Origin of the sequence: Micromonospora sp. MH99 (genome assembly GCF_021442385.1) — a bacterium.
Taxonomy (GTDB): domain Bacteria; phylum Actinomycetota; class Actinomycetes; order Mycobacteriales; family Micromonosporaceae; genus Micromonospora.
In genome coordinates this window covers 1-23,187 of record NZ_MUZA01000084.1, presented here as the reverse complement: position 1 = coordinate 23,187, position 23,187 = coordinate 1, and the positions used below count along the sequence as shown (strand labels likewise).

25 protein-coding genes and 1 riboswitch are annotated in these 23,187 nt (G+C 73.2%); of the genes, 14 read left to right on the top strand and 11 right to left on the bottom strand.

Annotation, left to right across the window (positions count from 1 at the left end; all coding sequences use genetic code 11):
• The 5 genes from B0E54_RS28680 to B0E54_RS28660 form a co-directional block, all read left to right on the top strand.
• The coding region (locus B0E54_RS28680; RefSeq protein ID WP_234589690.1) for a CaiB/BaiF CoA-transferase family protein at window positions 1–1,091 on the top strand (1,091 nt) is incomplete at its 5' end.
• Between the two features lie 88 nt (window positions 1,092–1,179).
• Complete coding sequence (locus tag B0E54_RS28675; protein ID WP_234589689.1) at window positions 1,180–1,626, top strand: YbaB/EbfC family nucleoid-associated protein; 447 nt, start codon at window positions 1,180–1,182, stop codon at window positions 1,624–1,626.
• 3 nt (window positions 1,627–1,629) lie between these two features.
• Window positions 1,630–1,971 carry a hypothetical protein gene (locus B0E54_RS28670; protein WP_234589688.1) on the top strand — a complete coding sequence of 114 codons (342 nt, stop codon included), beginning with the start codon at window positions 1,630–1,632 and terminating at the stop codon, window positions 1,969–1,971.
• Window positions 1,955–3,034, top strand: a complete 1,080-nt coding sequence (locus B0E54_RS28665; protein ID WP_234589686.1) for a hypothetical protein — start codon at window positions 1,955–1,957, stop codon at window positions 3,032–3,034. Before B0E54_RS28670 ends, B0E54_RS28665 begins: the two co-directional genes overlap by 17 nt.
• Window positions 3,035–3,048: 14 nt before the next feature.
• Window positions 3,049–3,327, top strand: coding sequence for a hypothetical protein (locus tag B0E54_RS28660; protein ID WP_234589684.1), 279 nt, complete (start codon window positions 3,049–3,051; stop codon window positions 3,325–3,327).
• Here B0E54_RS28660 and B0E54_RS28655 read toward each other — a convergent pair whose 3' ends face one another.
• Both B0E54_RS28655 and B0E54_RS28650 read right to left on the bottom strand, forming a co-directional pair.
• Window positions 3,328–4,173 carry a cytochrome c oxidase assembly protein gene (locus B0E54_RS28655; protein WP_234589682.1) on the bottom strand — a complete coding sequence of 282 codons (846 nt, stop codon included), beginning with the start codon at window positions 4,171–4,173 and terminating at the stop codon, window positions 3,328–3,330.
• A complete protein-coding gene (locus B0E54_RS28650) occupies window positions 4,170–4,661 on the bottom strand; it encodes a DUF2243 domain-containing protein (protein WP_234589680.1) in 492 nt (163 codons plus the stop codon). Before B0E54_RS28650 ends, B0E54_RS28655 begins: the two co-directional genes overlap by 4 nt.
• A 140-nt stretch (window positions 4,662–4,801) precedes the next feature.
• Here B0E54_RS28650 and B0E54_RS28645 point away from each other — a divergent pair, with 140 nt between their 5' ends.
• The 4 genes from B0E54_RS28645 to B0E54_RS28630 all read left to right on the top strand — a co-directional run bounded on the left by B0E54_RS28645 (window position 4,802) and on the right by B0E54_RS28630 (window position 8,452).
• On the top strand, window positions 4,802–6,043 hold the full coding sequence (locus B0E54_RS28645) for a DUF2786 domain-containing protein (protein ID WP_234589666.1): 1,242 nt from the start codon (window positions 4,802–4,804) through the stop codon (window positions 6,041–6,043).
• A 148-nt stretch (window positions 6,044–6,191) separates the two neighbouring features.
• The gene (locus B0E54_RS28640; protein WP_234589691.1) at window positions 6,192–6,548 is read left to right on the top strand and encodes a YciI family protein; all 357 of its coding nucleotides are present in this window, start codon (window positions 6,192–6,194) and stop codon (window positions 6,546–6,548) included.
• Window positions 6,545–7,798 carry an RNA polymerase sigma factor gene (locus B0E54_RS28635; protein WP_234589663.1) on the top strand — a complete coding sequence of 418 codons (1,254 nt, stop codon included), beginning with the start codon at window positions 6,545–6,547 and terminating at the stop codon, window positions 7,796–7,798. The genes B0E54_RS28640 and B0E54_RS28635 overlap by 4 nt, the downstream gene beginning before the upstream one ends.
• A 369-nt stretch (window positions 7,799–8,167) precedes the next feature.
• Window positions 8,168–8,452 carry a dihydrofolate reductase family protein gene (locus B0E54_RS28630; RefSeq protein ID WP_234589661.1) on the top strand — a complete coding sequence of 95 codons (285 nt, stop codon included), beginning with the start codon at window positions 8,168–8,170 and terminating at the stop codon, window positions 8,450–8,452.
• 55 nt (window positions 8,453–8,507) lie between these two features.
• Here the strand turns inward: B0E54_RS28630 and B0E54_RS28625 are convergent, their stop codons facing one another.
• The 7 genes from B0E54_RS28625 to B0E54_RS28595 all read right to left on the bottom strand — a co-directional run bounded on the left by B0E54_RS28625 (window position 8,508) and on the right by B0E54_RS28595 (window position 14,536).
• Window positions 8,508–9,959 (bottom strand): alpha/beta hydrolase, encoded by a 1,452-nt coding sequence (locus B0E54_RS28625; protein WP_234589658.1) that lies wholly within the window; start codon window positions 9,957–9,959, stop codon window positions 8,508–8,510.
• 123 nt (window positions 9,960–10,082) lie between these two features.
• Window positions 10,083–10,352 (bottom strand): hypothetical protein, encoded by a 270-nt coding sequence (locus tag B0E54_RS28620; protein WP_234589656.1) that lies wholly within the window; start codon window positions 10,350–10,352, stop codon window positions 10,083–10,085.
• A complete protein-coding gene (locus B0E54_RS28615; RefSeq protein WP_234589654.1) occupies window positions 10,349–10,696 on the bottom strand; it encodes an ArsR family transcriptional regulator in 348 nt (115 codons plus the stop codon). The genes B0E54_RS28620 and B0E54_RS28615 overlap by 4 nt, the downstream gene beginning before the upstream one ends.
• Window positions 10,697–10,856: 160 nt before the next feature.
• Window positions 10,857–11,030, bottom strand: a complete 174-nt coding sequence (locus B0E54_RS28610) for a CsbD family protein (protein WP_139583988.1) — start codon at window positions 11,028–11,030, stop codon at window positions 10,857–10,859.
• A 75-nt stretch (window positions 11,031–11,105) separates the two neighbouring features.
• Window positions 11,106–13,355, bottom strand: a complete 2,250-nt coding sequence (locus B0E54_RS28605) for a cation-translocating P-type ATPase (RefSeq protein ID WP_234589652.1) — start codon at window positions 13,353–13,355, stop codon at window positions 11,106–11,108.
• Between the two features lie 12 nt (window positions 13,356–13,367).
• The gene (locus B0E54_RS28600; RefSeq protein WP_234589649.1) at window positions 13,368–14,312 is read right to left on the bottom strand and encodes a hypothetical protein; all 945 of its coding nucleotides are present in this window, start codon (window positions 14,310–14,312) and stop codon (window positions 13,368–13,370) included.
• Window positions 14,313–14,326: 14 nt separating this feature from the next.
• Entirely contained in the window at window positions 14,327–14,536 is a 210-nt protein-coding gene (locus tag B0E54_RS28595; protein ID WP_234589647.1) for a heavy-metal-associated domain-containing protein, read from the bottom strand.
• 149 nt (window positions 14,537–14,685) lie between these two features.
• Between B0E54_RS28595 and B0E54_RS28590 the strand changes: the two genes are divergently transcribed.
• On the top strand, window positions 14,686–14,982 hold the full coding sequence (locus B0E54_RS28590) for a metal-sensitive transcriptional regulator (RefSeq protein ID WP_007454936.1): 297 nt from the start codon (window positions 14,686–14,688) through the stop codon (window positions 14,980–14,982).
• 5 nt (window positions 14,983–14,987) lie between these two features.
• On the opposite strand, the gene B0E54_RS28585 is transcribed toward B0E54_RS28590, so the two are convergent.
• A complete protein-coding gene (locus B0E54_RS28585) occupies window positions 14,988–17,093 on the bottom strand; it encodes a copper-translocating P-type ATPase (protein WP_234589635.1) in 2,106 nt (701 codons plus the stop codon).
• Window positions 17,094–17,405: 312 nt separating this feature from the next.
• Between B0E54_RS28585 and B0E54_RS28580 the strand changes: the two genes are divergently transcribed.
• Both B0E54_RS28580 and B0E54_RS28575 read left to right on the top strand, forming a co-directional pair.
• The gene (locus tag B0E54_RS28580; RefSeq protein WP_234589622.1) at window positions 17,406–18,770 is read left to right on the top strand and encodes a YibE/F family protein; all 1,365 of its coding nucleotides are present in this window, start codon (window positions 17,406–17,408) and stop codon (window positions 18,768–18,770) included.
• 166 nt (window positions 18,771–18,936) lie between these two features.
• Window positions 18,937–19,067, top strand: a riboswitch (cyclic di-AMP (ydaO/yuaA leader).
• Between the two features lie 4 nt (window positions 19,068–19,071).
• A complete protein-coding gene (locus tag B0E54_RS28575; RefSeq protein WP_234589620.1) occupies window positions 19,072–20,091 on the top strand; it encodes a hypothetical protein in 1,020 nt (339 codons plus the stop codon).
• 94 nt (window positions 20,092–20,185) lie between these two features.
• Here the strand turns inward: B0E54_RS28575 and B0E54_RS28570 are convergent, their stop codons facing one another.
• Complete coding sequence (locus B0E54_RS28570; protein WP_234589618.1) at window positions 20,186–20,905, bottom strand: carbonic anhydrase; 720 nt, start codon at window positions 20,903–20,905, stop codon at window positions 20,186–20,188.
• Between the two features lie 248 nt (window positions 20,906–21,153).
• On the opposite strand from B0E54_RS28570, the gene B0E54_RS28565 reads away from it, so the two are divergent.
• Both B0E54_RS28565 and mycP read left to right on the top strand, forming a co-directional pair.
• Entirely contained in the window at window positions 21,154–21,483 is a 330-nt protein-coding gene (locus tag B0E54_RS28565; protein WP_234589616.1) for a MarR family winged helix-turn-helix transcriptional regulator, read from the top strand.
• 224 nt (window positions 21,484–21,707) lie between these two features.
• The gene (mycP, locus tag B0E54_RS28560; RefSeq protein ID WP_234589614.1) at window positions 21,708–22,943 is read left to right on the top strand and encodes a type VII secretion-associated serine protease mycosin; all 1,236 of its coding nucleotides are present in this window, start codon (window positions 21,708–21,710) and stop codon (window positions 22,941–22,943) included.
• The last annotated feature ends 244 nt before the right edge of the window (window positions 22,944–23,187 follow it).

Sequence of the window (23,187 nt, the reverse complement as noted above, 5' to 3'; positions counted from 1 at the left end):
GACCGCTGGCCGGGGTGCGGGTCGTCGAGTTGGCGAGCCTCGCGCCGGCCCCGTTCGGCTGCATGGTGCTCGCCGACCTCGGGGCCGACGTGGTGCGCGTCGACCGGCCGGGCGGCCCGGGCGCCGGGCGCCTCGCCGCGCCGACCGGTGGACCCTTGCAGCGCGGCCGGCGGGTCACCGCGCTGGACCTGAAGTCCCCGGCCGGCGTGGCCGACCTGCTGCGCCTCGTCGAGCGGGCGGACGTGCTCGTCGAGGCGTACCGGCCGGGGGTCGCCGAGCGGCTCGGCTTCGGCCCGGACGTCTGCCGGGCCCGCAACCCCCGGCTGGTGTACGCGCGGATGACCGGCTGGGGCCAGGACGGCCCGCTGGCGGCTCGGGCCGGCCACGACATCGACTACATAGCTGTCGCCGGGGCGCTGGAGCCCCTGGGTCGAGCCGACGCGCGTCCACACGCGCCGCTGAACCTGATCGGGGACTTCGCCGGCGGCGGCATGCTGCTCGCCGTGGGCGTGCTGGCCGCGCTGCTGGAACGGGAGCGCTCCGGCCTCGGTCAGGTCGTCGACGCGGCAATGGTGGACGGATCGGCGCTGCTCACCTCGTTCCTGCACGGGCTGCTCGGCACCGGCCTGTGGGCCGCCCCGCGCGGGCGGAACCTGCTCGACGGAGGAGCGCCCTTCTACGACACGTACGCCACCGCCGACGGCGGCTTCATGGCCGTCGGGGCGCTGGAGCCGGCCTTCTACGCCGTACTGCTGGCAGGTCTCGGCCTGGCCGACGAGGCGGACCTGCCCGACCAGTACGACCCGAGCGGCTGGGACGAGCTGCGGAGGCGGTTCACCGATCGGTTCGCCGAGCGGACGCGGGACGAGTGGACGGCGGTCTTCGCCGACCTGGACGCCTGTGTCGCCCCCGTGCTCGCCCCGGGCGAGGCGCACCGGCATCCGCACAACGCGGCCCGGGGGACGTTCGTCGAGGTGGACGGTGGGATCCAACCGGCTCCGGCACCGCGCTTCGACCGTACTCCGGCTGGCCCGCCCACCCCGGAGCGCGACGCCGTGCCGGTCGGCGAGGTTCTGTCCACCTGGGACTGATCCACAGCCGACTTCCGGGGCGCACGCGCGGGTTGCGCATTGATACCGTCGTGCACCGACGGTGGACTGCGGACGTGGGGGGACGAGCATGGCGAGCGGTATTGATCCGTCCGGCCTGAGCGGCTCGCTCGAAGAGGCGATGCGCCTGCTGAGCCAGGCATCGGGTGCTGTCACGGCGCAGCCGGGCGAGAGCGACGGGCCCGTGCCGGACGCCGAGCAGATGGTGGGGCGGGGCACCGGCGGTGACGGTCTCGTCGAGGCGGAGGTCTCCGCGTTCGGTGCGCTCCAGACGCTGGTGATCGACCCGAGCCTGTCCCGGGCCGGCGCCAGCACGATCGCCGAGTACGTCCTGGAGGCGGTCCAGGCGGCGCAGGCCGACGAGCGCGCCCGCCGGGCCGGCCTGACGGCCGGGGCCCAGGTCGACAGCACGGCCCTCACCCAGCAGCTCGAACGGGTCTCTCAGGAGGCGTTCCGCGGCTTCCAACAGATGATCGGTGACCTGGACGCGGCCACCCGCCGGATGGATCGTCGCTGAGCCATGTCCGACGGAATCCAGGTGGACGTCGACGCCCTGCACGCCGCCGCCGCGTCGATCGCGACAACCGGCCAGCAGCTCGGCGAGGCGGTCAGCGGCCTCGAGTCGACGGTGAACGGGGCGGGTAACCCCTGGGGCGCCGACGAGGCGGGCTCCCTCTTCGGAGCCGTGTACGTCGAGGTCCTGACGCACGCGCTCGACGTGTACCGGTCGATGGCCGACCAGTTGTTGGAGGCTGCCGAGAACCTCGACCTCGGTGCCGACGCGCACGAGGCGACCGACCTCGCCAACGCGGAACTCTTCACGAGGATGGAGCTGCCCAGTGGGTATGCAGCTACCTCCTGAACTCGCCGAGGCGCTGGGCTGGGTCGGCTTCACCTGGCCGACCGCCGACGAGGAGTTGCTGTTCGAGGCGTCCCAACTGTGGTTCGCGTTCGCCGGCCGGCTGCGCACGGCCGCCGGGGAGGCCCAGGCGGGCGCGGCGCAGGTCAGCACCACCAACAGCGGCGACGACATCCGCGCGTTCGAGCAGGCGTGGCAGGGCGAGGAGGGTGCGCCGCGCCGCATCGAGGACGGCGCGCAGGCGGCCGAACTGATCGCCATGGCGTTGCTGGTGATGGCCATCATCACCCTGACGCAGAAGATCATCGTGATCGTCCAGCTGACGATCCTGGTCATTCAGGTGGCGATCGCGTTGGCGGCGGCGGCGCCCAGCTTCGGCGCGTCGCTGGCCCAGATCCCCGTCTCGATCGGCCTGGCCCGGATGGCGATCCAGCGGGTCATCAAGGAGGTCATCGAACGGGTCGTCAAGGAGATCATTCCGCAGCTGTTGAAGCGCGCGAAGACGCTGCTGCGCCGTTTCGCCCGCAAGGGCGCGAAGCGGGGCGGTCCGAAGCGGCCCGGCGTGCCCGGCCCGCACACCACCCCGCGCTACTCCAACACCAAGCCGATGCTCGACAAGTACCGCAACGAGCATCTGCCCGGAGGACACTTCCCGACGGCCGTACGCCGGCTCAGCCCCGAGGAACTGGAACAGCACCGGGTCTTCTTCGACAGCGACGGAGTGCTGCGCAGCGCACGCAACGGCGAGCCGTTCGACACGTCGAGCGCGCAGACCGTGTTCAGCGGAAACGGTCAGGCGATCTTCGTGATGGACCGCAACGGCAACCTCTACGCGTCCAATTACCAGCGGGTCGGCGACTTCCACCACTCCACTCTGGGCGGCGGAAACCCGGTCGCCGCGGCCGGCGAGCTGGTCGTGAAGGACGGTAGGGTCCAGTACGCCACGGCGCGCAGCGGTCATTACCAGCCCGAGCCCAGCCACATGGCCAATCTCGACGCCGAGTTCAAACGCAACGGCGTCAACGGGGTTCCGATTCTGGGCTGGGATGGCGGCCGGATCTTCTAGGGGAGTCGACGAGCATGGGTACGGACAGTTGGAAGGGCCACGTCAACGGGATCCTCTACGGGGTCCAGTTCGACAGGACGCTCGACGATTCGGTGGTGACCCGGGTCGCCGACGGGGTGGCCGCCGGGCTCTACCCGGGTGACCGGGCCGTGACGCGGGACGCGCTGGAGCAGGCGCTGCGCTACTCGGGCCCGCTGAACGACCAGGCCGAGACGCCGCACAGCGAGGACGACATCCGCGCGTTCTTCCGGCGGCTCACCGCCGCCCTGGCGGCCCCGTCCACGCAGAGTTGATCAAGGGGTTCGCGTCACGGCAGCATCCTGTCGTGACGCGAACCTCCTGCTCACCACTGGTGGGCGGCGGCGGCGGTACCAGGTCGCGAAGAGTGCCACCGCCAGCAGCAGCTCCGCGATGTCACCGCCGTAGTACATGAGTTGAGCGGCCGATCGGAATGCTGCGGCGTCCGGATCGGTCAGCCCCGGGGGCAGGGTGCCGGCCCGTGCGTAGAGATACTTGGCGAGCGCGGCGTGGCCGGCTGACGCGCCGAGCAGCGCGCCGACCCGCACGGCGAGCCCGGGGCGGCGGGGCGCCGGGTCCGGCCCGGCCAGCGACCAGGCGAACAGGTAGCCCGCGGCCAGGTAGTGCAGGTGCACGCCGTGGTGCAGGGCCGGGTGGCGCTCCGCCGCCGCGTACAGCGGGGTGAGCAGCACCAGCGCCAGCCCGCCCGTGCTCAGCAGCGCCGCGGTGACCGGGTGGGCGATCAGGTGCAGCCCTCGGGCGCGCAGCAGCCGGCCCACCCTCCGACGCGTCGAGGTGGGCGCGACGTGCAGCAGCAGCGTCACCGGTGCGCCGAGGACCAGCCCGAGCGGCGCCAGCATGCCGAGCAGCAGGTGCTGCGCCATGTGCCCGCGCGGGTCGTCCGGGAGGTGGGCCAGCGGCCCGACCGCAACCGCCAGCACGGCACAGCCGGCCAGCCAGGCGGCGGTTCGCCGATGGTCCCAGCCGCGCGTGTCGCGTACGGCGGCCAGCAGGTAGCCGACGGCCAGCACCGCGACCGGGAACAGCGGCAACCAGCCCGGCCCGTCCGCCGGGTGGCCTCCGTGCGCCCATGCCGCCAGGCCCGGAGCTGCTGCCGTCACCGGGGGCCGTCACCCGGTCGGCGGGACCGCGTCCACCAGACCAGGGCCGCGCCGGCCAGCAGCAGTACCGCGCCGCCCACGTTCCACACCACGTCGTACGGCAGCAGGTGTACGCCGTAGCGGATCTGGTGCACCCGGAGCACCTTGTGGTCGACCAGCCCGTCGAAGAGCTGGAATCCCCCGGCGCCGAGCAGGAAACCACCCCAGGCCAGCCGGGGTGACAGGACCAGCCGTCGGCGCAGATCGGCGAACCAGAAGAACCCGCCGACCAGGGCGATCACCTCGGCGGCGTGCAGCAGCCCGTCCGAGAGCAGCGCCACCGACGGGGTGGACCGGTCGTAGAAGTGGTGCCAGGCCAGCAACTGGTGGAAGACGATCTCGTCCACGGCGGCCATGATCGCGACGCCGATCAGGACGCCCGCTAGCGTGGACGACCGGCCGTCCGGCACGGCGACCGGACGCTCCCGCCCCAGGCTGCTGTCGACCACCACACACACCTCGCATCCACCCGGGTCAGGGCCGAACTACCCCAAACTGGCCGAGTCATGCCCGCCGGAGCCCTGCCGGCATGATCATTGGGTGGGCGGGCCGGATGCCTCGCCGGCAACGGAGACCGGAGGAGGTGCCTGTGCCGGACGCGGACGAACTCGTCGCCGACGCGCTCGCGGCGGTGCGCGGCACCGACGTACGACAGGCCGAACGGCAGCTGGACCGACTGATGGTCGGCACCGGCGCGACGGACAGCGCCACTGTGGTGGACGCTGCCCTGCGGCGTCGGCTGGTCCGTGGCCTCGGGCAGCTCTGGCCCCGCGGCTGGCAGCCGGTCGACGTGCACCGGATCGCCGCGCGGCGGCTCGACGCGCGGGCGGCCCGGCTGGTCCGGGACGCGCTGGCCGCCCAGCGACGCGAGCAGGCGGGGCCGGTCCCCGACTGGTGGGACGACCAGCTGCGCGCGCTGGCCGCCGAGGGCCGGGACGACGGCCACGACCTGCTGGCCGCCTGGACCGCCGCGGAGGGACTGGACCGGGTCGACGCACTCCGCGCCGCGGTCGACGTGCTCGCGCTGGTGGAGAGCCTGCCGCCGATCGCGGTGCTGCGCCCGCCGCCCGGCTCGACCGGGGCGGCGATCCCCCGCACCGCCGGTACGGGCCGCAGCGGGTCGCCGATGCTGGACCGGGTGCGCGCGCTGCTGGCCAAGGCCGAGTCGACCACCTTCCCGGCCGAGGCGGAGGCGTTGACCGGGAAGGCGCAGGAGCTGATCGCCCGGCACAGCATCGACGAGGCGCTGCTGGCGGCCGGGGCGGAGCGCGGCGACCTGCCCGGCGGGGTGCGGCTGGGCACCGAGACGCCGTACGCGGGGGCGAAGGCGCTACTGGTGCAGGAGGTGGCGGCGGCGAACCGGTGCGAGGCGGTCTGGTCCGACGACCTCGGTTTCACCACGGTGCTGGGGTGGCCGGCGGATCTCGTGGCGGTGGAGCTGCTCTACACCTCGCTGCTGGTGCAGGCCACCGCCGCCATGCTGCGCGGTCGCGCCGAACGCCGGCCGGGGTCCGGCCGGCGGACGAAGGTGTGGGACGAGTCCTTCCTCAACGCGTTCGCGCTGCGGATCGGTGAGCGGCTGCGCGCGGCCACCGAGGCCGCCGACCAGGCGGCTGCCGAGACGGCCGGGCCGGAACGCCTGCTGCCGGTGCTCGCCGCACGCGGCGAGGCGGTCCAGGAGCGGTTGGGGGCCCTCTTTCCGGGCGTCACCCGGCACCGGCTCAGCGTCCGCGACGCCGAGGGCTGGTCGTCCGGCACCTCGGCCGCCGACCGGGCCGCGCTGGACGTCGGCGGCGGCCGGCGGCCTCGACAGGTGCCGGGCCGGCCCTGACCCGCACGGCGTGGGACCACCGCCGGAGAGTATTTCTGCGATTTTCTTCGGTACGCGGTAGGGAACGGGGCGTCGGCTCCGACCCTCCGGTGAGCCGCACCCCGCCCGGGGAGCGACCAGCCAAGCGAGGAGCATCGCCGTGAAGTACATGCTGCTGATCTGGAACCGGCCCGGCTTCACCGAGGGGCTGACCGAGAAGGACCGTAACGCCCTGTTCGGCGAGGTGGACGCGATCATGAAGGAGCTGACCGAGAGCGGCGAGCTGGTCGACGGCCAGGCGCTGGCCGATCCGTCGCAGACGCAGACGGTCCGGCTCGCCGGCGGTCACCCGGAGATCGTCGACGGGCCGTTCATGGAGAGCAAGGAGCAGTTCGCCGGCTACCTGACAGTCGACTGCGACAGCCCGCAGCGGGCCGCCGAGATCGCCGCCCGGTGGCCGGACGTGCGTTTCGGCGGGGCGATGGAGGTCCGCCCGGTCATGGAACAGGCCGGGACGGAGATGTGACCGACGACCGGACGGTCGAGGATCTGCTGCGCACGCTCGCGCCGCAGGTCCTCGGCCTGCTGGTCCGCCGGCACGGCCAATTCGACAGGTGCGAGGACGCCGTCCAGGAGGCGTTGCTCGCCGCCGCGACGCAGTGGCCCGGACAGGGCGTACCGGACAACCCGCGCGCGTGGTTGCTCACCGTGGCCACCCGCCGGCTCACCGACGAGTGGCGCAGCGAGAGCGCCCGCCGGGACCGCGAGGTGGCGGTGACGCGGCGCGAGCCGGCGTACGCCCAGGTGGCGCCGGCGGCCGACGCGGAGCCGGCGGTGGCGGACGCCGACGACACCCTCACCCTGCTCTTTCTCTGCTGCCATCCGGCGCTGGCGCCCTCGGCGCAGGTGGCGCTGACGCTGCGGGCGGTCGGCGGGCTCAGCACCGCCCAGATCGCCCGGGCGCACCTGCTGCCCGAGGCGACGATGAGTCAGCGGATCCGGCGGGCCAAGCAGCGGATCGAGGCGGCCGGTGCCCGGTTCCTGATGCCCGGGCCGGGTGAGCGCGCCGAGCGGCTGCGGACCGTGCTCCGGGTGCTCTACCTGATCTTCAACGAGGGGTACACCGCGTCCAGCGGACCGGACCTGCGACGGGCCGAGCTGACCGGCGAGGCGATCCGGCTGGCCCGCGTCCTGCACGGGCTGCTGCCCGACGACGGTGAGGTGACAGGTCTGCTGGCGCTGATGCTGCTCACCGACGCGCACCGGGCGGCCCGGGTCGGCGAGGACGGCGAGCTGGTGCCGCTTACCGAGCAGGACCGCACCCGCTGGGACGGCGGCGCCATCGCGGAGGGAGTCGCCCTGGTCACCGAGGCGCTGACCTGGTCGCCACCCGGCCCGTACCAGCTCCAGGCGGCGATCGCGGCGGTGCACGCCGAGGCGCCGACGGCGGCGGAGACGGACTGGCCGCAGATCGTGGCGCTCTACCGGCTGCTCGCCCGGATCGCCCCGAACCCGATGGTCACGCTCAACCAGGCGGTGGCCGTGGCCATGGTGGACGGGCCGCGCGCGGGCCTCACCCTGCTCGCGCCGCTGGACGCCGACGAGCGGATGGCCGGGCACCACCGGCTCGCCGCGGTCCGGGCGCACCTGCTGGAGCTGGCCGGGGAGCCGGGCGCCGCGCGGGAGGCGTACCTGGCGGCGGCACGCGGCACGACGAGCCTTCCCGAGCAGCGCTACCTGGAGCGGCGAGCCGCCCGGCTGGCGGGGCAACGATGAGTGACGGAGTCGGAGGGGCCATGGGCATGGTGAGCAGTCAGCTGTCGATCTCGCTGGACGGGTACGTGGCGGGGCCGGAACAGAGTCGACACGATCCGCTGGGTCGTGGTGGCCTGCGGTTGCACGAATGGGTCTTCGGCCTGGACGCCTGGCGGGCGCAGCACGGGCTGACCGGCGGCGACCGCGGCGTCGACGCGGACGTCGTCGAGGAGATGACCCGCGACATCGGCGCGTACGTCATGGGTCGACGGATGTTCGGCGGCGGGGACGGCGACTGGGACGAGACCTGGCAGGGCTGGTGGGGCGACGACCCGCCGTTCCGCACCCCCGTGTTCGTGCTCACCCACCACCCCCCGGGAACCGCTGGTGATGCGGGGCGGCACCGAGTTCCGATTCGTCACCGACGGGATCGAGTCGGCGCTGCGACAGACCCGGGCGGCGGCGGGCGACCGGCAGGTGTCGATCGCCGGTGGGGCGAGCACGGTCCGGCAGTACCTCGCCGCCGGGCTGATCGACACCCTGCAACTGCACCTGGTGCCGATCACGCTCGGCGGTGGCGAACGGCTCTTCGACGGCATCGCACCGCGCCTGGAGCAGGTCTCGGTGGTGGCCGGGCCGACAGTCACGCACCTGACGTACCGCGTCCTGCGCTGACCACGGCACGGCCCGGTCGCCGCACGGCGCTGCCGCGCGGCGACCGGGGTGTCGGTCAGCTCGACACGTCGACGGCCGGGCAGCGGGCGCCCCGGGCGGGCACCACCTGGTCGATCAGGTACGCGTCGACGGCTCGGCCCACGCAGGGGCTGGTGGTGTAGCTGCCGTGGCCCCAACCCTCGTACGTCAGCAGCACTCCGTGCCGACCCAGCTGCCGCGCCACGTTTGTGGCCCAGGCGTAGCCGCTGGCCGGGTCGTGCACGGTGGCGGCGAGCAGCAGCGGCACGTCGCCGCGGACCCGCAGGCGGTGCTGCGGGTCGGCGACCGGGGTCGGCGTGCCCAGGCAGGTCGCCAGGGCGAACAGCGCCGGCGGGTAGCGCAGGTCGGGCGCGAGCCGGGCCGCCCCGCGCACGTGTGCGGCGTACTCGCGGTAGTCGCGGACCGACAGGTCCCAGTCCTGACAGAAGACCGCGAAGGGGTACGGCGCCACGGCATCCGCCGTGCGCGCGCTGACGCCCGGCGTCGCGGCGCCCTGGAGCTTCCCGATCCACTCGGCCAGGCCCGGCCACCGCCCCGTGTCGTAGAGCTGCTTGTGCGCGAGTCGGCTCAGCTCGAACGGGGGCAGTGCGGCCCCGGCGCGGTCCGGATCGGTCAGCAGGCCACGCTGGGCCCGGTCGTGCAGCCCGGCCCAGATCGCCCGGACGTCCCGACCGTGCAGGACGCAGTCGGCGGACCTGTCGCACCAGGCGACGAACTCGTCGAACGCGTCCTCGGCGGTGACCGCCTGGGTGTCGACGAAGGCGCGGACGCCGAGGCTGTGGTCCACGGCGGCTTCCAGCACCACGGCCCGGACCTTGTCGGGGAACAGCTCCGCGTAGCGCTGACCGAGCAGGGTGCCGTACGAGCTGCCGTGGAATGTCAGCCGCCGTTCGCCGAGGGCGGCGCGGACGGCATCGAGGTCGCGGGCGGCGCTCGTCGTGTCGACGTGGTCGTAGAGCGGGCCGGTGCGTGCCCGACAGTCGGCGCGCAGCAGCGCGTTGCCGGCAAGCGTGGCGTCGAACTGGGCCTGGTCGGCGATCAGCTGCGGTTGCTGGGCGAGCATCTCCCGGGCGCAGAGCACCGGATGGCTGCGGCCGGTGCCGCGCGGGTCGAAGCTGACGACGTCGAACCGGCGGCGCAGCTCGGCGCTGAACCGGGAACTTCCGGTCACCACCCGGTCGACCCCGCTGTCGCCCGGCCCACCGGGACCGAACACCAGCGCACCCGTACGGGCGGCCGGGTCGGTGGCGACCCGGCGGGCCAACGCCAGGTCGAAGCGCTCGCCCCGGGGCTGGTTCCAGTCGACGGGCAGCGACAAGGTGCCGCAGTCGGCTGTGGCGTCCGTGGGGCAGGGCTGCCAGTCGATGGCCTGTCGCGCGGCGGCCGCCGGGCTCGCCGGGGTCAGGCCGGCGGTCGTGAGGGCCAGGGCCACCGCCCAGGCGAGGGCGGATTTGCGTACGTGCGGCATGGGGTGCTGTCCTCTCCCCGAAGGAGCGTTACCGGTGAAACTCGCCCACTGGGCGAGGTGATGCTGCTTCCACCCGGGCCGTCGAGTGGCCGCTCGACGGCCCGGGGCCTTCGTCCGCTGAGGTCAGTCGACCTCGCGCAGGACGCGTTCGAGCGTGGCCATCCGGGTTTCCATCCCGCCCAGCCGGCCGTCCAACGCCGTGAGCAGGCGGGCGTTCTCGGCCTGGGCCTGGGCTGCCGTCTCGGCGAGCCGGCGGTAGTCGTCCGACCGGGCCGTCTCGTACCGGGCCCGCCGGGTCTTGGCGAGTTGGACGACTGTCACCGTGACCACGCTGATCAGAAAGCCGAAGATGCCGATCGCGCCGACCACTTCGGTCCAGTCGTGCTCGCTCATCGGTCCGCTCCGGGCTGCTCGGTCGAGTCGGGCACGGTCAGCGTCTCGACCGCCGCCGCGATGACCTGGGGGGTGAGTGTGAGCGCGAACGGCTCCACCTCGTAGTAGTTCATGGCCTTCCCGTCCTCCGACAACTCCAGGCGGGCGGTGACCAGCCCGGCCGCCGCCAGCTTCCTCAGGTGGACCTGCAACAGCGCTCGGCTGATGCCCAGTTGCCGGGCCAGCCCGCTGACATAGGCACGTTCCCGCGCCAGCGCGGCGACGACCCGCAGTCGGTGCGGGTTGGCCAGGGTGGCCAGCATCCGGACCAGGTCGTCGCCGGTCGGCGGTGGAGCGGCACTCATAACCAGCCCTTGCACATGCCAACAGAAGTTAGCAGGTGTGGCCGCACGGCGGTGCGCTCAACGGCGGAATCAGGGGGATCTCAGGGTTCACGGACCCCGGACACACAGCACGCCGGGCCGGCGAGTGATCACCGGCCCGGCGTGCGGGTTACGTCGTACGTCAGCTCTTGAAAGCGTCCTTGATCTTCTCGCCCGCCTGCTTGAGCTTGGCCGTGGACTGGTCTGCGCGACCCTCGGCCTCGAGCTGCTCGTTGTCGGTGGCGCGACCGGCGCCTTCCTTGAGCTTGCCGGCCGCGTCCTCGCTGGCGTTGTTGATCTTGTCATCGATACCCATGTGCCAACCTCCATTGCGAGCGTCGCTACGACCTCAGCAGTACCCCCGCCGTCCGCCGCCCAACCATTGCCGTCGTCACAATCCGCGATCGGCTGCCGAACGGAACCGGCGCAGGCGCAGACTGTTGGCCACCACGAAGACCGAGGACAGCGCCATCGTGGCACCGGCGATCATCGGGTTGAGCAGGCCGGCGGCGGCCAGCGGCAGGGCCGCCACGTTGTAACCGAAGGCCCAGAACAGGTTGCCCCGGATGATCCCGAGCGTGCGCCGGGACAGCCGGATGGCGTCCACCGCCGCGTCCAGGTCACCCCGGACGAGGGTGAGATCGGACGCCTCGATCGCCACGTCGGTGCCGGTGCCCATCGCCAGCCCCAGGTCGGCCTGGGCCAACGCCGGCGCGTCGTTCACCCCGTCACCGACCATCGCCACCGACCGCCCCTGCGCCTGGAGCCGCCGGACGACGTCGACCTTGCCGGCGGGCAGCACCTCGGCGATCACCTCGTCGATGCCCACCTCCGCCGCGACCGCAGCGGCCACGGTGGGGTTGTCGCCGGTCAGCAGGACCGGGGTGAGCCCCAGGGCGCGCAACCGGGCCACTGCCGTCCGGCTGGTCGGCCGGACCACGTCGGCGACCGCGAGCACGCCCCGCGCCCGTGCGTCCCAGCCGGCGACGATCGCCGTACGCCCCGCGGCCTCCGCGTCCCGCACGGCCAGATCGAACTCCGGCGGTACGTCGACACCGCGCTCGCGCAGCAGCCGGAGCCGGCCGACGAGCACGCTCCGACCGTCGACCGTGCCGGTCACGCCCAACCCTTCGAGGTTGGCGAAGTCGGTCACCGGCGGCAGCGCTGCGGCCTCGGCGGCGCCGGCGGCGACCGCCCGGGCGATCGGGTGCTCGGAGGCGGCCTCCAGCGCACCGGCGAGTCGAAGCAGCTCGGCCCGGTCCTCGCCGTTGGCCGGCACCACGTCCACCAACGTCATCCGGCCGGTCGTCACGGTGCCGGTCTTGTCCAGCACGACCGTGTCGACGCGGCGGGTCGACTCCAGCACCTCCGGGCCCTTGATCAGCACGCCGAGCTGAGCGCCCCGACCGGTGCCGACCAGCAGCGCGGTCGGCGTGGCCAGGCCGAGCGCACACGGGCAGGCGATGATCAGCACGGCCACGGCGGCGGTGAACGCGGTGGTCGGACCGGCGCCGGTGCCCAGCCACCAGCCGAGGGTGCCCACCGCGAGGGTGATGACGATCGGCACGAAGACGCCGGAGATCCGGTCGGCCAGTCGCTGCACGGCCGCCTTGCCGCTCTGCGCCTGCTCGACGAGGTCGGCCATCCGGGCGAGCTGGGTGTCCGCGCCGACCCGGGTGGCGGTGACGACCAGCCGGCCGCCCGCGTTGATCGTGGCGCCGACCACGCCGTCGCCCGGGCCGACCTCGACCGGCACCGACTCGCCGGTCAGCATGCTGGCGTCGACTGCGGACGTGCCCTCGTCGACGACCCCGTCGGTGGCGATCTTCTCGCCGGGGCGGACCACGAACCGGTCACCGACGGCGAGCTGGTCAACCGGGATCCGGGTCTCCACGCCGTCACGCAGCACCGCCACGTCCCGGGCACCGAGTTCGAGAAGGGCGCGCAGGGCCGCCCCGGCGGTCCGCTTCGATCGGGCCTCGAAGTAGCGCCCGGCCAGGATGAACACCGTCACCCCGGCGGCCGCCTCCAGATAGATGTTGCCGGCGCCGTCGGTGCGGGTGATGTCGAAGCGGAAGGGGTGCGTCATCCCGGGCATCCCGGCGTCGCCCAGAAAGAGCGCCCAGAGCGACCAGCCGAACGCGGCCAGGGTGCCCAGCGAGACCAGGGTGTCCATTGTCGCGGCGCCGTGCCGCAGGTTGGTCCACGCGGCCCGGTGGAACGGCAGCCCGCCCCAGACCACCACCGGGGCGGCGAGGGTCAGCGACAGCCACTGCCAGTAGTCGAACTGCCACGGCGGCACCATGGCCAGCAGGACCACCGGCACGCTGAGCACCGCCGACACCCACAGACGGGTACGCGGCGCGCGCAGCGGGTCGACCGGCTGCTCGGTCGTCGGCGGAGCCGGCAGGGCCGCCGTGTAGCCGGTCTTCTGCACCGTGTCGATCAGGTCGTCCGGCGTGACGCTGTCGACGTACCGGACGGTGGCCTTCTCAGTGGCGTAGTTGACTGTGGCGCTCACCCCGTCCATCCGGTTCAGCTTCTTCTCGATCCGGGCGGCGCAGGCGGCGCAGGTCATCCCCCCGATGGCCAGTTCGATCCGGTTCGGCGCCTCGGGCAGTGGTCTGCTGGTGGTGGTCATCGTCTGGTCCCGTCAGTTGTGCCCGTGGCCGGGGGTGCCGTGCTCGGTCGGCGCCGGCCCGCTCGGGGTGGGGTCGCCCCCGGTCGGGGTGGTGCCGGCGACGACTGTGAACTCGGCGGTGTGCACCCGCCCGCCGTGCCGGAAGTCGAGGTAGAGCCGGTAGCTGCCGGCCGACGGCACCTCGGCGGAGAAGGAGATCTCCGGACCGGGCCGGGTGCGTCCGTCGCCGGGTGTTCCGTCCGGGTGTACGTGCAGGTACGCGAGATCGCCCCGGCGCAGCGCCACCAGATGCCCGTACGCCCCCAGGTAGGGCTCCAGGTCGGTGACCGGTCGCCCGTCGCGGCTGACACTCAGGGTGAGTGACGAGGTGCGGCCGGGCTGCGGCACGCCGGCCAGGGTGACTGTGTAGCCGTCGACCGTGGTGCTGGTCGCCGGGGCGGGCAGCGGCCGTTCGGTCAGCTCACCGGGGACTGTCACGTCCACGCCGAGGGTCAGCGCCTCACCCCCGGTGGGCGTGAAGTCGGCGAACGCCCGCCACTGCCCCGGGCCGTCCAGCGGGGTGTCGACCCGCCAGGTGCCGTCCGGAGCGAGGTCCGGGTGCACGTGGTGGAAGCCGGACAGGTCCCGCCGGGCGACGATCAGGTGCATCAGCTTGTCGTGCGCCACGTCGTACCTGGTCACCGGGCGGCCGTCCGGCCCGCCGATCTGGAAGGCGAACTCGCCGGCCGGGGCGGCGACCGGAACGAGCGTGTAGCCATGGTCGGAGACGAGCAGGCCGCCGGGAACCCGCTCGGCCGCCTCGTCGTGCACGGTTGCGCCAGTGGTGTGAGCGCCGCCGTCAGGCCGACTCTCGGCGACCGGGGCGGCCGGGTCGACCACCCGGCCGATCCCGTACGCCGCGCCGAAGACCGCCGCGAGACCGAGGGCGAACCCGCCCATTCTGGTCACGGTGTTCATCCCGGGCCTCCCGCTCACGCCTCGACGAGGTCGTAACCGGCCTCGTCGACCGCGGCCCGGATGGAATCGGTGGCCACGGGCTGCTCGCTGGTGACGGTGACCCGGCCGGTGGCGAGATTCACCTGCACGTCGCGCACCCCGGCGATGGCGCCCACCTCGGCGCTGACCGCGCTGACGCAGTGCCCGCAGGTCATGCCCCGCACCTGGTACGTCGTGTCGACCATCGAACCGCTCCCTTCGTCGTCTGCCAGCCTATACCCCCCAGGGGTAAGGCCGAGGCAGACTCGTGCTCCGTCAGGTACCGGTACCCGGTGGGGGTATCGGACACCAGGGACGTTACCATACCCCCCAGGGGTACGCTATTCTCGTCACCATGACCGCACCCACACCGATCCGCGGCTACACCGCCAGCAAGGACCAACTGCTCGCGCGGCTCCGCCGCGTCGAGGGGCAGGTCCGGGGCATCGAGAAGATGGTCGACGAGGACCGTTACTGCATCGACGTGCTCACCCAGATCTCCGCGATCCAGGCCGCGCTCGACAAGGTGGCCCTAGGCCTGCTCGACGGGCACGCCCGCCACTGCATGCACGAGGGGGCGGCCGAGGGTCGGGCCGACGAGATGGCCACCGAGATGATGGCTGCCGTCGGCCGGCTCATGAAGCGCGGCTGAGCCGGTCAGTCGGGCTCCGCGTCGAGGCGTACCCGGCGGAGCAACTGGGCGTTGAGCGCCACCACGATGGTGGACGCCGACATCAGCACCGCCGCCACCGCCGGGCTCAACGCCACCCCGGCCCAGGCGAGCACGCCGGCCGCCAGCGGCAGCGCCACCACGTTGTAACCGGCGGCCCAGGCCAGGTTCTGCCGCATCTTGCGGTACGACGCCCGCGAGAGCCGGACCACGGCACCGACACCGCGAGGGTCGGACGACGCCAGCACCACCCCGGCGGACTCGATCGCCACGTCGGTCCCCGCCCCGATAGCGATGCCGACGTCGGCGCGGGCCAGCGCCGGCGCGTCGTTCACCCCGTCGCCGACCATCGCCACGGTCAGCCCTCGCCGCTGGAGGTCCGCGACCCGGCCGTCCTTCTCGGCCGGCAGCACCTCGGCGAAGACCTCGTCCACCCCCGGCCGGAAGCCGAGATCGGCGGCCACCGACTCGGCCACCGACCGCGCGTCGCCGGTGATCATGGCGATGGTGCGGACGCCTTCGGCACGGAGCTCGGCGATGGCCTGCCGGGCCTCCGGGCGCACCTCGTCGGTGAGCGCGAACGCCCCGAGCACGGTGCCCGGCAGCCGCACCAGGTACAACACCACGGCCCCGCGCGCCGACCACCGGCCGGTCGCCACCTCCAGGTCGTCCGGCAGCGGCCGACCCAACTCCCGCAGCAACGCCGGGCCGCCCACCGCGTACTCCGTACCGTCGACGGTGGCCCGCACGCCGCGGCCCGGCAGCGACCGGAAGCCGGTGGCACGCGCCGGGCCGGCGGACCCGGCCGCCGTCACGATCGCCCGGGCCAGCGGATGCTCGCTGTCGGACTCGACACCGGCGGCGATCCGCAGCGCCTCCTCCCGCTTCAGGCCCGGAGTCGTCACCAGGTCACTCACCGCGTGCTCACCGCGGGTCAGCGTGCCGGTCTTGTCGAAGAGCACCGCGTCGACGGTCCGCATGCGCTCCAGCGCCAACCGGTCCTTGACCAGGATCCCGCGCCGCGCCGCCAGGGCCGTGGACAGTGCCACGACCAGCGGGATGGCCAGGCCGAGCGCGTGCGGGCAGGCGATCACCAGGACCGTGACCGTACGGACCACCGCCTGGTCGGGCTCACCGAGCGCGGTCCAGACCGCCAGCGTCACCACTGCGGTGCCGGCGGCCACGTAGAACAGCGCGGCGGCGAACCGGTCGGCAAGCAGTTGGGCCTGCCCACCCGAGCGCTGCGCCTGCGCGACCATGCGCTGAATGCCGGCGAGCGCTGTCTCGTCACCCAGCGCCTCGACCCGGACCCGGATCGCCGAGTCGGTGGCGACAGTGCCGGCCACCACCCGCTCGCCCGTCGACCGGGCCACCGGCCGCGACTCACCGGTGATCATCGACTCGTCCAGTTCGGCGTCGCCGTCGACGATCCGGCCGTCCGCCGGCACCCGCCCCCCGGGCCGGACGAGCACCACGTCGCCCACCCGCAACGCGCCGAGCGGCACCGGCTCGGGCCGCCCGTCCGGCGCCACCCGCTCGGCCTCGTCCGGCAGCAGCGCGGCCAACGCCGCCAGCGCCCCCCGGGCCTGCCCGATGGCCTTCATCTCCTGCCAGTGCCCGAGCAGCATGATGGTGACCAGCGCGGCCAACTCCCACCAGAAATCCAGGTCGAAGGCGCCCAGGCTGGTGGCCAACGACGCCGTGTAGGCGACCGTGATCGCCATCGCGACCAGCAGCATCATTCCCGGCGCCCGGTCCCGGATCTCGCGCACCGCGCCGACCAGGAACGGCCAGCCGCCCCAGAGGAAAACCACCGATCCGAGCACCGGCCCGATCCAGGAGCGACCGGGAACGTCCCACCGGAGCCCGAGCCGATCCATCACCAGATGACTGGTCAGCACCACCGGCACGGTGAGCACCAGGCACACCCAGAACCGGCGGCGGAACATCGCCGGGTCGTGGCCGGCGTGCTTGTCGTGGCCGGCGTGCCTCTCCGGGCCGGCGTGCTGATCGTGGGCGGCGTGCTGATCGTGGGCGGCCGGCGTCGTGTGCCGGTTCCGGTCGGCGGCCTGCTCGGGGACGGGCTCGGACATGACTCCAACATGCCGCTCCGGCCCACGCCGCGCGAGCGGTTCGACCATCCGACACTCCGCCACGACCTGCGACACCCAGTTCGGCTGGCTAGCATCTCCGGCGATGGCCTACCGGACTCCGCCGCCCAGTCGGGCACCGGCGCCGCCACGGCGCGGCGCCTGCGCCGACCGGCCGGCCCAGTGGATCACCCTGGGTAACCAACGGGTCGTCAACCAGCAATTCGATGCGCTCGTTACCGCGTTCGTCCGGCGGAGGTGAACCGCCCGGCCCGTCCGCACGTACCCCGCACCGGATCGTTGGGAGTTCTCGCATTGGGTTCCGACCACAGCCATACCGCCCGCCCCGCCCCGCCCCGGGTCCGGCGGATCCTCGTCGCGACGGTGGTGCCGCTCTTCGTGGCCACCGTCGTCGCCGCCGTGGTGCTCTGGCCACGGGACGGGGCGCCGCAGGCCGGCGGCGGCACTGACGCGCCGCGCCACCACGGCACGGTGACCCGGGTGGTGACCGAACCCTGCCCGCCGTCGGCCAGCCCGGAGGGCACGCCGGCCACCGGGCCGTGCGGGACGGTGGACGTACGGGTCGAGGACGGGCCGAGCGCCGGCCAGCAGGTGCGGACGCCCGTCCCCGCCGGACCCGGCGCTCCACGGGTCGAGGTCGGCGACGACGTCGTCCTGGTCGAGCTGAGCGACCCGACCGACCCCACCACCAGCAGCTGGAACATCGCCGAGCATCAGCGCGGAAAGCCGCTGGTGTGGCTCGCGGTGGTCTTCGCCGCCGCGATCGTCACTTTCGGCCGGTGGCGGGGCCTGGCCGCGCTGGCGGGGCTGGCCGCCAGCTTCGCCATCCTGCTCACCTTCGTGTTGCCGGGCATCAGCGCCGGTCGGCCACCGCTGCTGGTGGCGGTGGTCGGCGCCGCCCTGATCATGTTCGTGGTGCTCTACCTGACCCACGGAGTGACCGCACAGACCTCGGTCGCGGTGCTCGGCACCCTCGGCAGTCTGGTGCTCACCGGAGTGCTCGCGACCATCGCCACGGCCGCCACCCGGCTCACCGGCTTCGGCAGCGAGGACGCCACGACGCTGTCGATGTTCCAGGCCCACGTGGACCTGCGCGGCCTGCTGCTCGCCGGGATCATCATCGGCTCACTCGGGGTACTCGACGACGTGACAGTCACCCAGGCCGCCACCGTCACCGAGCTGGCGAACGCCAACCCCGGTCTGAGCCGGCTACAGCTCTACCGGGCGGCCACCCGGGTCGGCCGGGCGCACATCGCCTCCACGGTCAACACCATCGTCCTGGCGTACGCGGGCGCCTCACTACCGCTGCTGCTCCTGCTCACCGCCGACACCCGCCCCCTCGGGCAGATCCTGACCAGCGAGTTCCTCGCCCAGGAGATCGTCCGCAGCGCGGTCGCCACGCTCGGCCTGATCGCCGCCGTACCCCTCACCACCGGTCTGGCCGCCGTGGTGACCGCGGCCGGGGCGACGCCGACGCGGGACGCGGACGCCGACGTCCTGACACCGCGCCCCCGTCCGGACCGGACGGAGACACTGGCCGCTCTCAGCTCCCCGCCGGGGGGTCGGCCCGACGGACCCGACTCGGAGCGGAACGCACCCCCATCCACCGCCACCACCGGGTGGCCAGAGCCGAACAGGAGCACTGATACGGCATGGTGACACTCCTCAGCGTGACCGGATCGGGCACTCGCCCTGAGAACCGCGTCACTGGTCACTCAACGCCATGGCGAAATGACACTTTTAGTCGGCATCAGGACGTAGCTCAGGCGGTGGATTCTCGGGTAACCTCGCTGCCGGCCACCGACGAAGGCGCGCAGCGGCGCCTGCGGTGCCACCGCCCAATCGCCAACCGGCGAGCCGGGGACCCAGGTACGTGGGGTGAATCCGCGACAGCGGTAGGGGCCACTTCCGCCCCGAACCCGTCAGCTAACCCGGTCGGCGGTCGACGGAAGGGAACATTGTGACGGCACCCCTACGCCGCTGGTTGACACCCGTGGTGGCCGTGCTCGCTGCGCTGACCGTGTTCGCCGGCCCCCTCCCGGCCCACGCCGCCCCGACGACCCCCACACCGTCCGGGCACGAAGAGGAAGACGAACCCAAGCTCCTCACCGACGTCATCGAGCAGACCAACCGGGACTACGTGGCGGCCAAGTCCAAACTGGACAAGTCCAAGAAGCGGCAGCTTGAGCTGGCGGTGGAGGTCCAGCGGGCCAAGGCCGACCTGGACGCGCTGGCCCCGCAGGTCGCGCAGATCGCCGCCCAGTCGTACCGGACCGGACGGGTCGGTGCGATCGCGATGCTGCTGGAGAGTGACGCCCCGGACTCGTTCGTCCGCCGGGCCGCGGCGCTCGACGAGATGAACATGGTCAACGAGAAGAAGCTCGCCGAGGTCAACGCGGTCAAGTCCCGCGCCGAGCAGGCCAAGCTGGCCCTCGACGCGGAGATCCGCGAGCAGCAGAAACAGACCGCCCTGATGGCGAAGGACAAGCGCGACGCGGACAAGGCGCTCGCGCTGGTCGGCGGTCAGGGTTTCACCGGCGGTCTGGTCGACGCTGTCTCGCCGGTCGCCCGGATCGGCCCGGGTCGCACCGCCGACGGTGACTGGAAGCCGCAGTCGTGCAGCGAGGACGACCCCACCACCTCCGGTTGCGTCACCCCGCGCACCCTGCACGCGTACAAGGAGGTCAAGCGGGCCGGCTTCAACCGGTTCGTCGGCTGTCACCGCAACGGTGGCCCGTACGAGCACCCGAAGGGCCGCGCCTGTGACTGGTCGTTGCAGAAGAGCGGCTTCAGCCCGTGGCACAACAACGACACCCGCATGTACGGCAACAACGTCGCCGCGTTCCTCATCCGCAACGCCGACCGCCTCGGCATCTACTACGTGATCTGGAACCGGCAGATCTGGTTCCCGGCGACCGGCTGGAAGTCGTACAGCGGGCCGTCGAACCACACCGACCACGTCCACATGTCGATGCTCTGATCCGCCCCACGAAGTCCGAGGGCCGTCCCGCATCAGGCGGGACGGCCCTCGTCGGGTCAGGCGCGGCGAAAGCTGCCGGGCGGCAGTTGTCGGGTCAGGCGGCGGCGGAGGCTGCCGGGTCGTCCGAGGCGTCGGACGTCGCCGCATCGGCCGGTACGGGGGTCACCGGGCGCACCACGCCGGCGGCGAGCCGGTACGACATGCCCACCACCGCACACCGCCCCTGCGCCACCTCGCCGGCCAGCACGGGCGACTGCCCGAGCAGCGTCTCGACGGTCTGCGCGATGTGGATGTCAACGATGCCGTCGATGTCGTCCACGCCCTCGGCGGCGGCACGTCGCAGGCTGGGCACCACCGCGTCGACGACCGCGGGAAGGTGCCCCGGGGGCGCGACGCCGGTGGCGGCCGCCTCACGGGCTGCCTGCACGGCACCGCACGAGTCGTGGCCGAGGACCACCACCAGTGGAGTGCCGAGCACGGTCACGGCGTACTCCACGCTGCCCAGCACCTCCGGGCCCGCGGTGTGGCCGGCCGTCCGGACCACGAAGAGGTCGCCAAGCCCCCGGTCGAAGATGATCTCAGCGGCCAGTCGGGAGTCGGAGCAGCCCACGACCACCGCGAACGGGTGCTGCCCGTCGGCCACGGCGGCCCGGTGCCCGGCGTCCTGGTTGGGGTGGCGCGGCGCCCCGCTGACGAAGCGCCGGTTGCCGGCGGCCAGCTCGGCGTACGCTCGGGCCGGCTCGGTCGGCGTCGACGCTCGATCGGCGGCCCGCTGCGGACCGGGCTGCCCTCCAGGCGTACCGGAACGGCTCATTCCCGCACCTCGTCTCCACGCGTTTTACCTGCTCAAGAGGCTCTTCAGCCGGGCCGGCGGTGGGCGCTGGCTCGGGCTCAACGGTCACACGCACCGCAAGATGCGTCAAGATATGCGTGATTTAGATTTCATACGTAGACCCCGAACCGGCCCTTCGGTCGTTGGGACCGGGCCGGCCCGTCGGCACCTGGCCCGACCCCTCCGGCGGGCACGCGGGTGAAGCGGACAACCGGAGAGGCGGCTCCACGATGACGAGCGCGGCGACGGCCGGAGGCGGCCGGAACTGGACGTTCCTCACCAACCACGGGCATGTGCTGCTGGCCATCGCCCGCGATCCCACCGCACGACTGCGCGACGTGGCGGCCGAGGTGGGCGTCACCGAACGGGCCGCCCAGGCCATCGTCGCCGACCTGGAGGCCGGCGGTTACCTGCACCGCACCCGGGTGGGGCGCCGCAACGAGTACACCCTGAACCCCGCCGGCCACTTCCGGCACCCCGCCGAGGCCGACCGTCAGGTCGGCCACCTGCTCGCCCTGTTCGCCGAAACACCCGCCGACGACGTCTCCTCCCGGCCCTGACCGTCGTCGTCGCACGCCCGCGTCGAACGGCGAGCCCGGACCCGCGTCGCACGCCGGCTTCGTACGGGCGAGCCCCGACCCGCCGTCGCACGCCGGCCTCGAACGGCGAACCGTGCCCGCCCTGGCCGGCGTCGTCGCGTTCGAAGCTGAGCGAGGTCATCGTTCCCGCCCCGAACGGCGGTCGCCGGGCGCTGTCCGACGCGGTGCAGCGGTAATCTCTGCAGGTGCGCGAATGCCTGCCGCCGAGCGCGACCCAGCCGTCCCGCCGTGCCGTCCGAGCTGTCCTCAGTGGAACCCTGGCGGTCCTGCTCGGCGCCGGCCTGATGGTCCCCTCCTCTCCGGCGCTAGCGGCGGCGCCCACCTGCGGCCCGGCCGGCGAGGACGGCCTGGTGCAGATGCCGTGGGCGCTGCGGAGGGTGGATCCGGCCTCGGCGTGGCCGCTGTCCCGGGGCGCCGGCGTGACGGTAGCGGTCATCGATTCCGGGGTCTCCGCCATCCATCCGGCCCTGAAGGGTCAGGTGCTCGAGGGCCGCGACTTCAACAACCTGCCGGCCAACCGGGGGCAGTGTGACCTGGCCGGTCACGGCACGATGGTCGCCGGCATCATCGCCGGCAAGGAGGGCACCGGGGTGCCGTTCAGCGGTATCGCCCCGGCGGCGCGCATCCTGCCCATCCGGGTCCTGCCGGACGCCAAGGGCACCAACGACGAGGGGCTACCCGGGCAGATCGCCGCAGCCATCGACTGGGCTGTCGACAACGGCGCCGACGTGATCAACCTGTCCCTGGTGACCCTGCCCCGCCCCGAACTGGCACAGGCCGTCGAACGCGCCCTCGCCAAGCGGGTGGTGCTGGTCGCCGCCGCCGGCAACCGGCAGGAGACCCAGGAGGACAGGCCCGCCTACCCGGCGGCATACCCCGGGGTGATCGCCGTGGGCGGCGTGGACGAGCAGGGCGGGCACGTGGGCACCTCGGTCAGCGGCACCTTCGTCGACGTCGCCGCGCCGGGACTGAACATCGTCGGCCCGGCGCCGGGTGGATCCGGCTACCGCGCCGAACCGACGGGTGGCACCAGCTTCGCCGCCGCGTACGTCTCGGGGGTGGCCGCCCTGGTTCGGGCCGCCTACCCGGATCTCACCCCGGAGCAGGTCGCCGACCGGTTGGAGCGGACGGCGGACAACCCGCCGCAGGGGCGCAACGCCGAAGTCGGCTACGGCGTGGTCAACCCGTACCGGGCGGTGTCGAGCCTGCTGGGCACCCGCACCAACCCGCCGGTTGACGTGCTTGCCGCACCGGCCCCGGCGGCCGATCCGCTGAGCTGGCAGCGCACCGTCGCGATCTGGGCCGCCGCGGTGGGGGCTCTGCTCGCCGTACTGCTGCTGATCACGCGACCGATCATGGCGCGTGGCCGCCGACGCGGCTGGCGGCCCGGCCGACGTACCGACGAACCGGTCACCGGCTGAGCGTCGGCTCCGCCGCCGCAACGGTCGCCCTGGGACACGTCACGGCGCTGCTGCGGTCGACCGCAGCAGCGCCGTGACGCGAAAGGCTCAGCGCAGGATGCCGGAGGTGCCACCGCCGTCGGCACCCCACACGTCCTCGTCCTCCTCCAGCCAGGTGTTGCGGGCGGTGTCCTCCTCGCCGTAGCCGGCACCGCCGCCCGTTCCGGCCACGCCACCGGCACCGCGAGCACCAGCGCCCCGACCG

Coding starts and splice junctions, on each gene's coding strand:
- B0E54_RS28670 (WP_234589688.1), top strand. CDS start 1,630: ATGTCCGACGGAATCCAGGTGGACGTCGACGCCCTGCACGCCGCCGCC.
- B0E54_RS28600 (WP_234589649.1), bottom strand. CDS start 14,312: ATGAACACCGTGACCAGAATGGGCGGGTTCGCCCTCGGTCTCGCGGCG.
- B0E54_RS28570 (WP_234589618.1), bottom strand. CDS start 20,905: ATGAGCCGTTCCGGTACGCCTGGAGGGCAGCCCGGTCCGCAGCGGGCC.
- B0E54_RS28625 (WP_234589658.1), bottom strand. CDS start 9,959: ATGCCGCACGTACGCAAATCCGCCCTCGCCTGGGCGGTGGCCCTGGCC.
- B0E54_RS28665 (WP_234589686.1), top strand. CDS start 1,955: ATGCAGCTACCTCCTGAACTCGCCGAGGCGCTGGGCTGGGTCGGCTTC.
- B0E54_RS28605 (WP_234589652.1), bottom strand. CDS start 13,355: ATGACCACCACCAGCAGACCACTGCCCGAGGCGCCGAACCGGATCGAA.
- B0E54_RS28675 (WP_234589689.1), top strand. CDS start 1,180: ATGGCGAGCGGTATTGATCCGTCCGGCCTGAGCGGCTCGCTCGAAGAG.
- B0E54_RS28660 (WP_234589684.1), top strand. CDS start 3,049: ATGGGTACGGACAGTTGGAAGGGCCACGTCAACGGGATCCTCTACGGG.
- B0E54_RS28565 (WP_234589616.1), top strand. CDS start 21,154: ATGACGAGCGCGGCGACGGCCGGAGGCGGCCGGAACTGGACGTTCCTC.
- B0E54_RS28610 (WP_139583988.1), bottom strand. CDS start 11,030: ATGGGTATCGATGACAAGATCAACAACGCCAGCGAGGACGCGGCCGGC.
- B0E54_RS28585 (WP_234589635.1), bottom strand. CDS start 17,093: ATGTCCGAGCCCGTCCCCGAGCAGGCCGCCGACCGGAACCGGCACACG.
- B0E54_RS28590 (WP_007454936.1), top strand. CDS start 14,686: ATGACCGCACCCACACCGATCCGCGGCTACACCGCCAGCAAGGACCAA.
- B0E54_RS28630 (WP_234589661.1), top strand. CDS start 8,168: ATGCGGGGCGGCACCGAGTTCCGATTCGTCACCGACGGGATCGAGTCG.
- B0E54_RS28620 (WP_234589656.1), bottom strand. CDS start 10,352: ATGAGCGAGCACGACTGGACCGAAGTGGTCGGCGCGATCGGCATCTTC.
- B0E54_RS28615 (WP_234589654.1), bottom strand. CDS start 10,696: ATGAGTGCCGCTCCACCGCCGACCGGCGACGACCTGGTCCGGATGCTG.
- B0E54_RS28595 (WP_234589647.1), bottom strand. CDS start 14,536: ATGGTCGACACGACGTACCAGGTGCGGGGCATGACCTGCGGGCACTGC.
- B0E54_RS28640 (WP_234589691.1), top strand. CDS start 6,192: ATGCTGCTGATCTGGAACCGGCCCGGCTTCACCGAGGGGCTGACCGAG.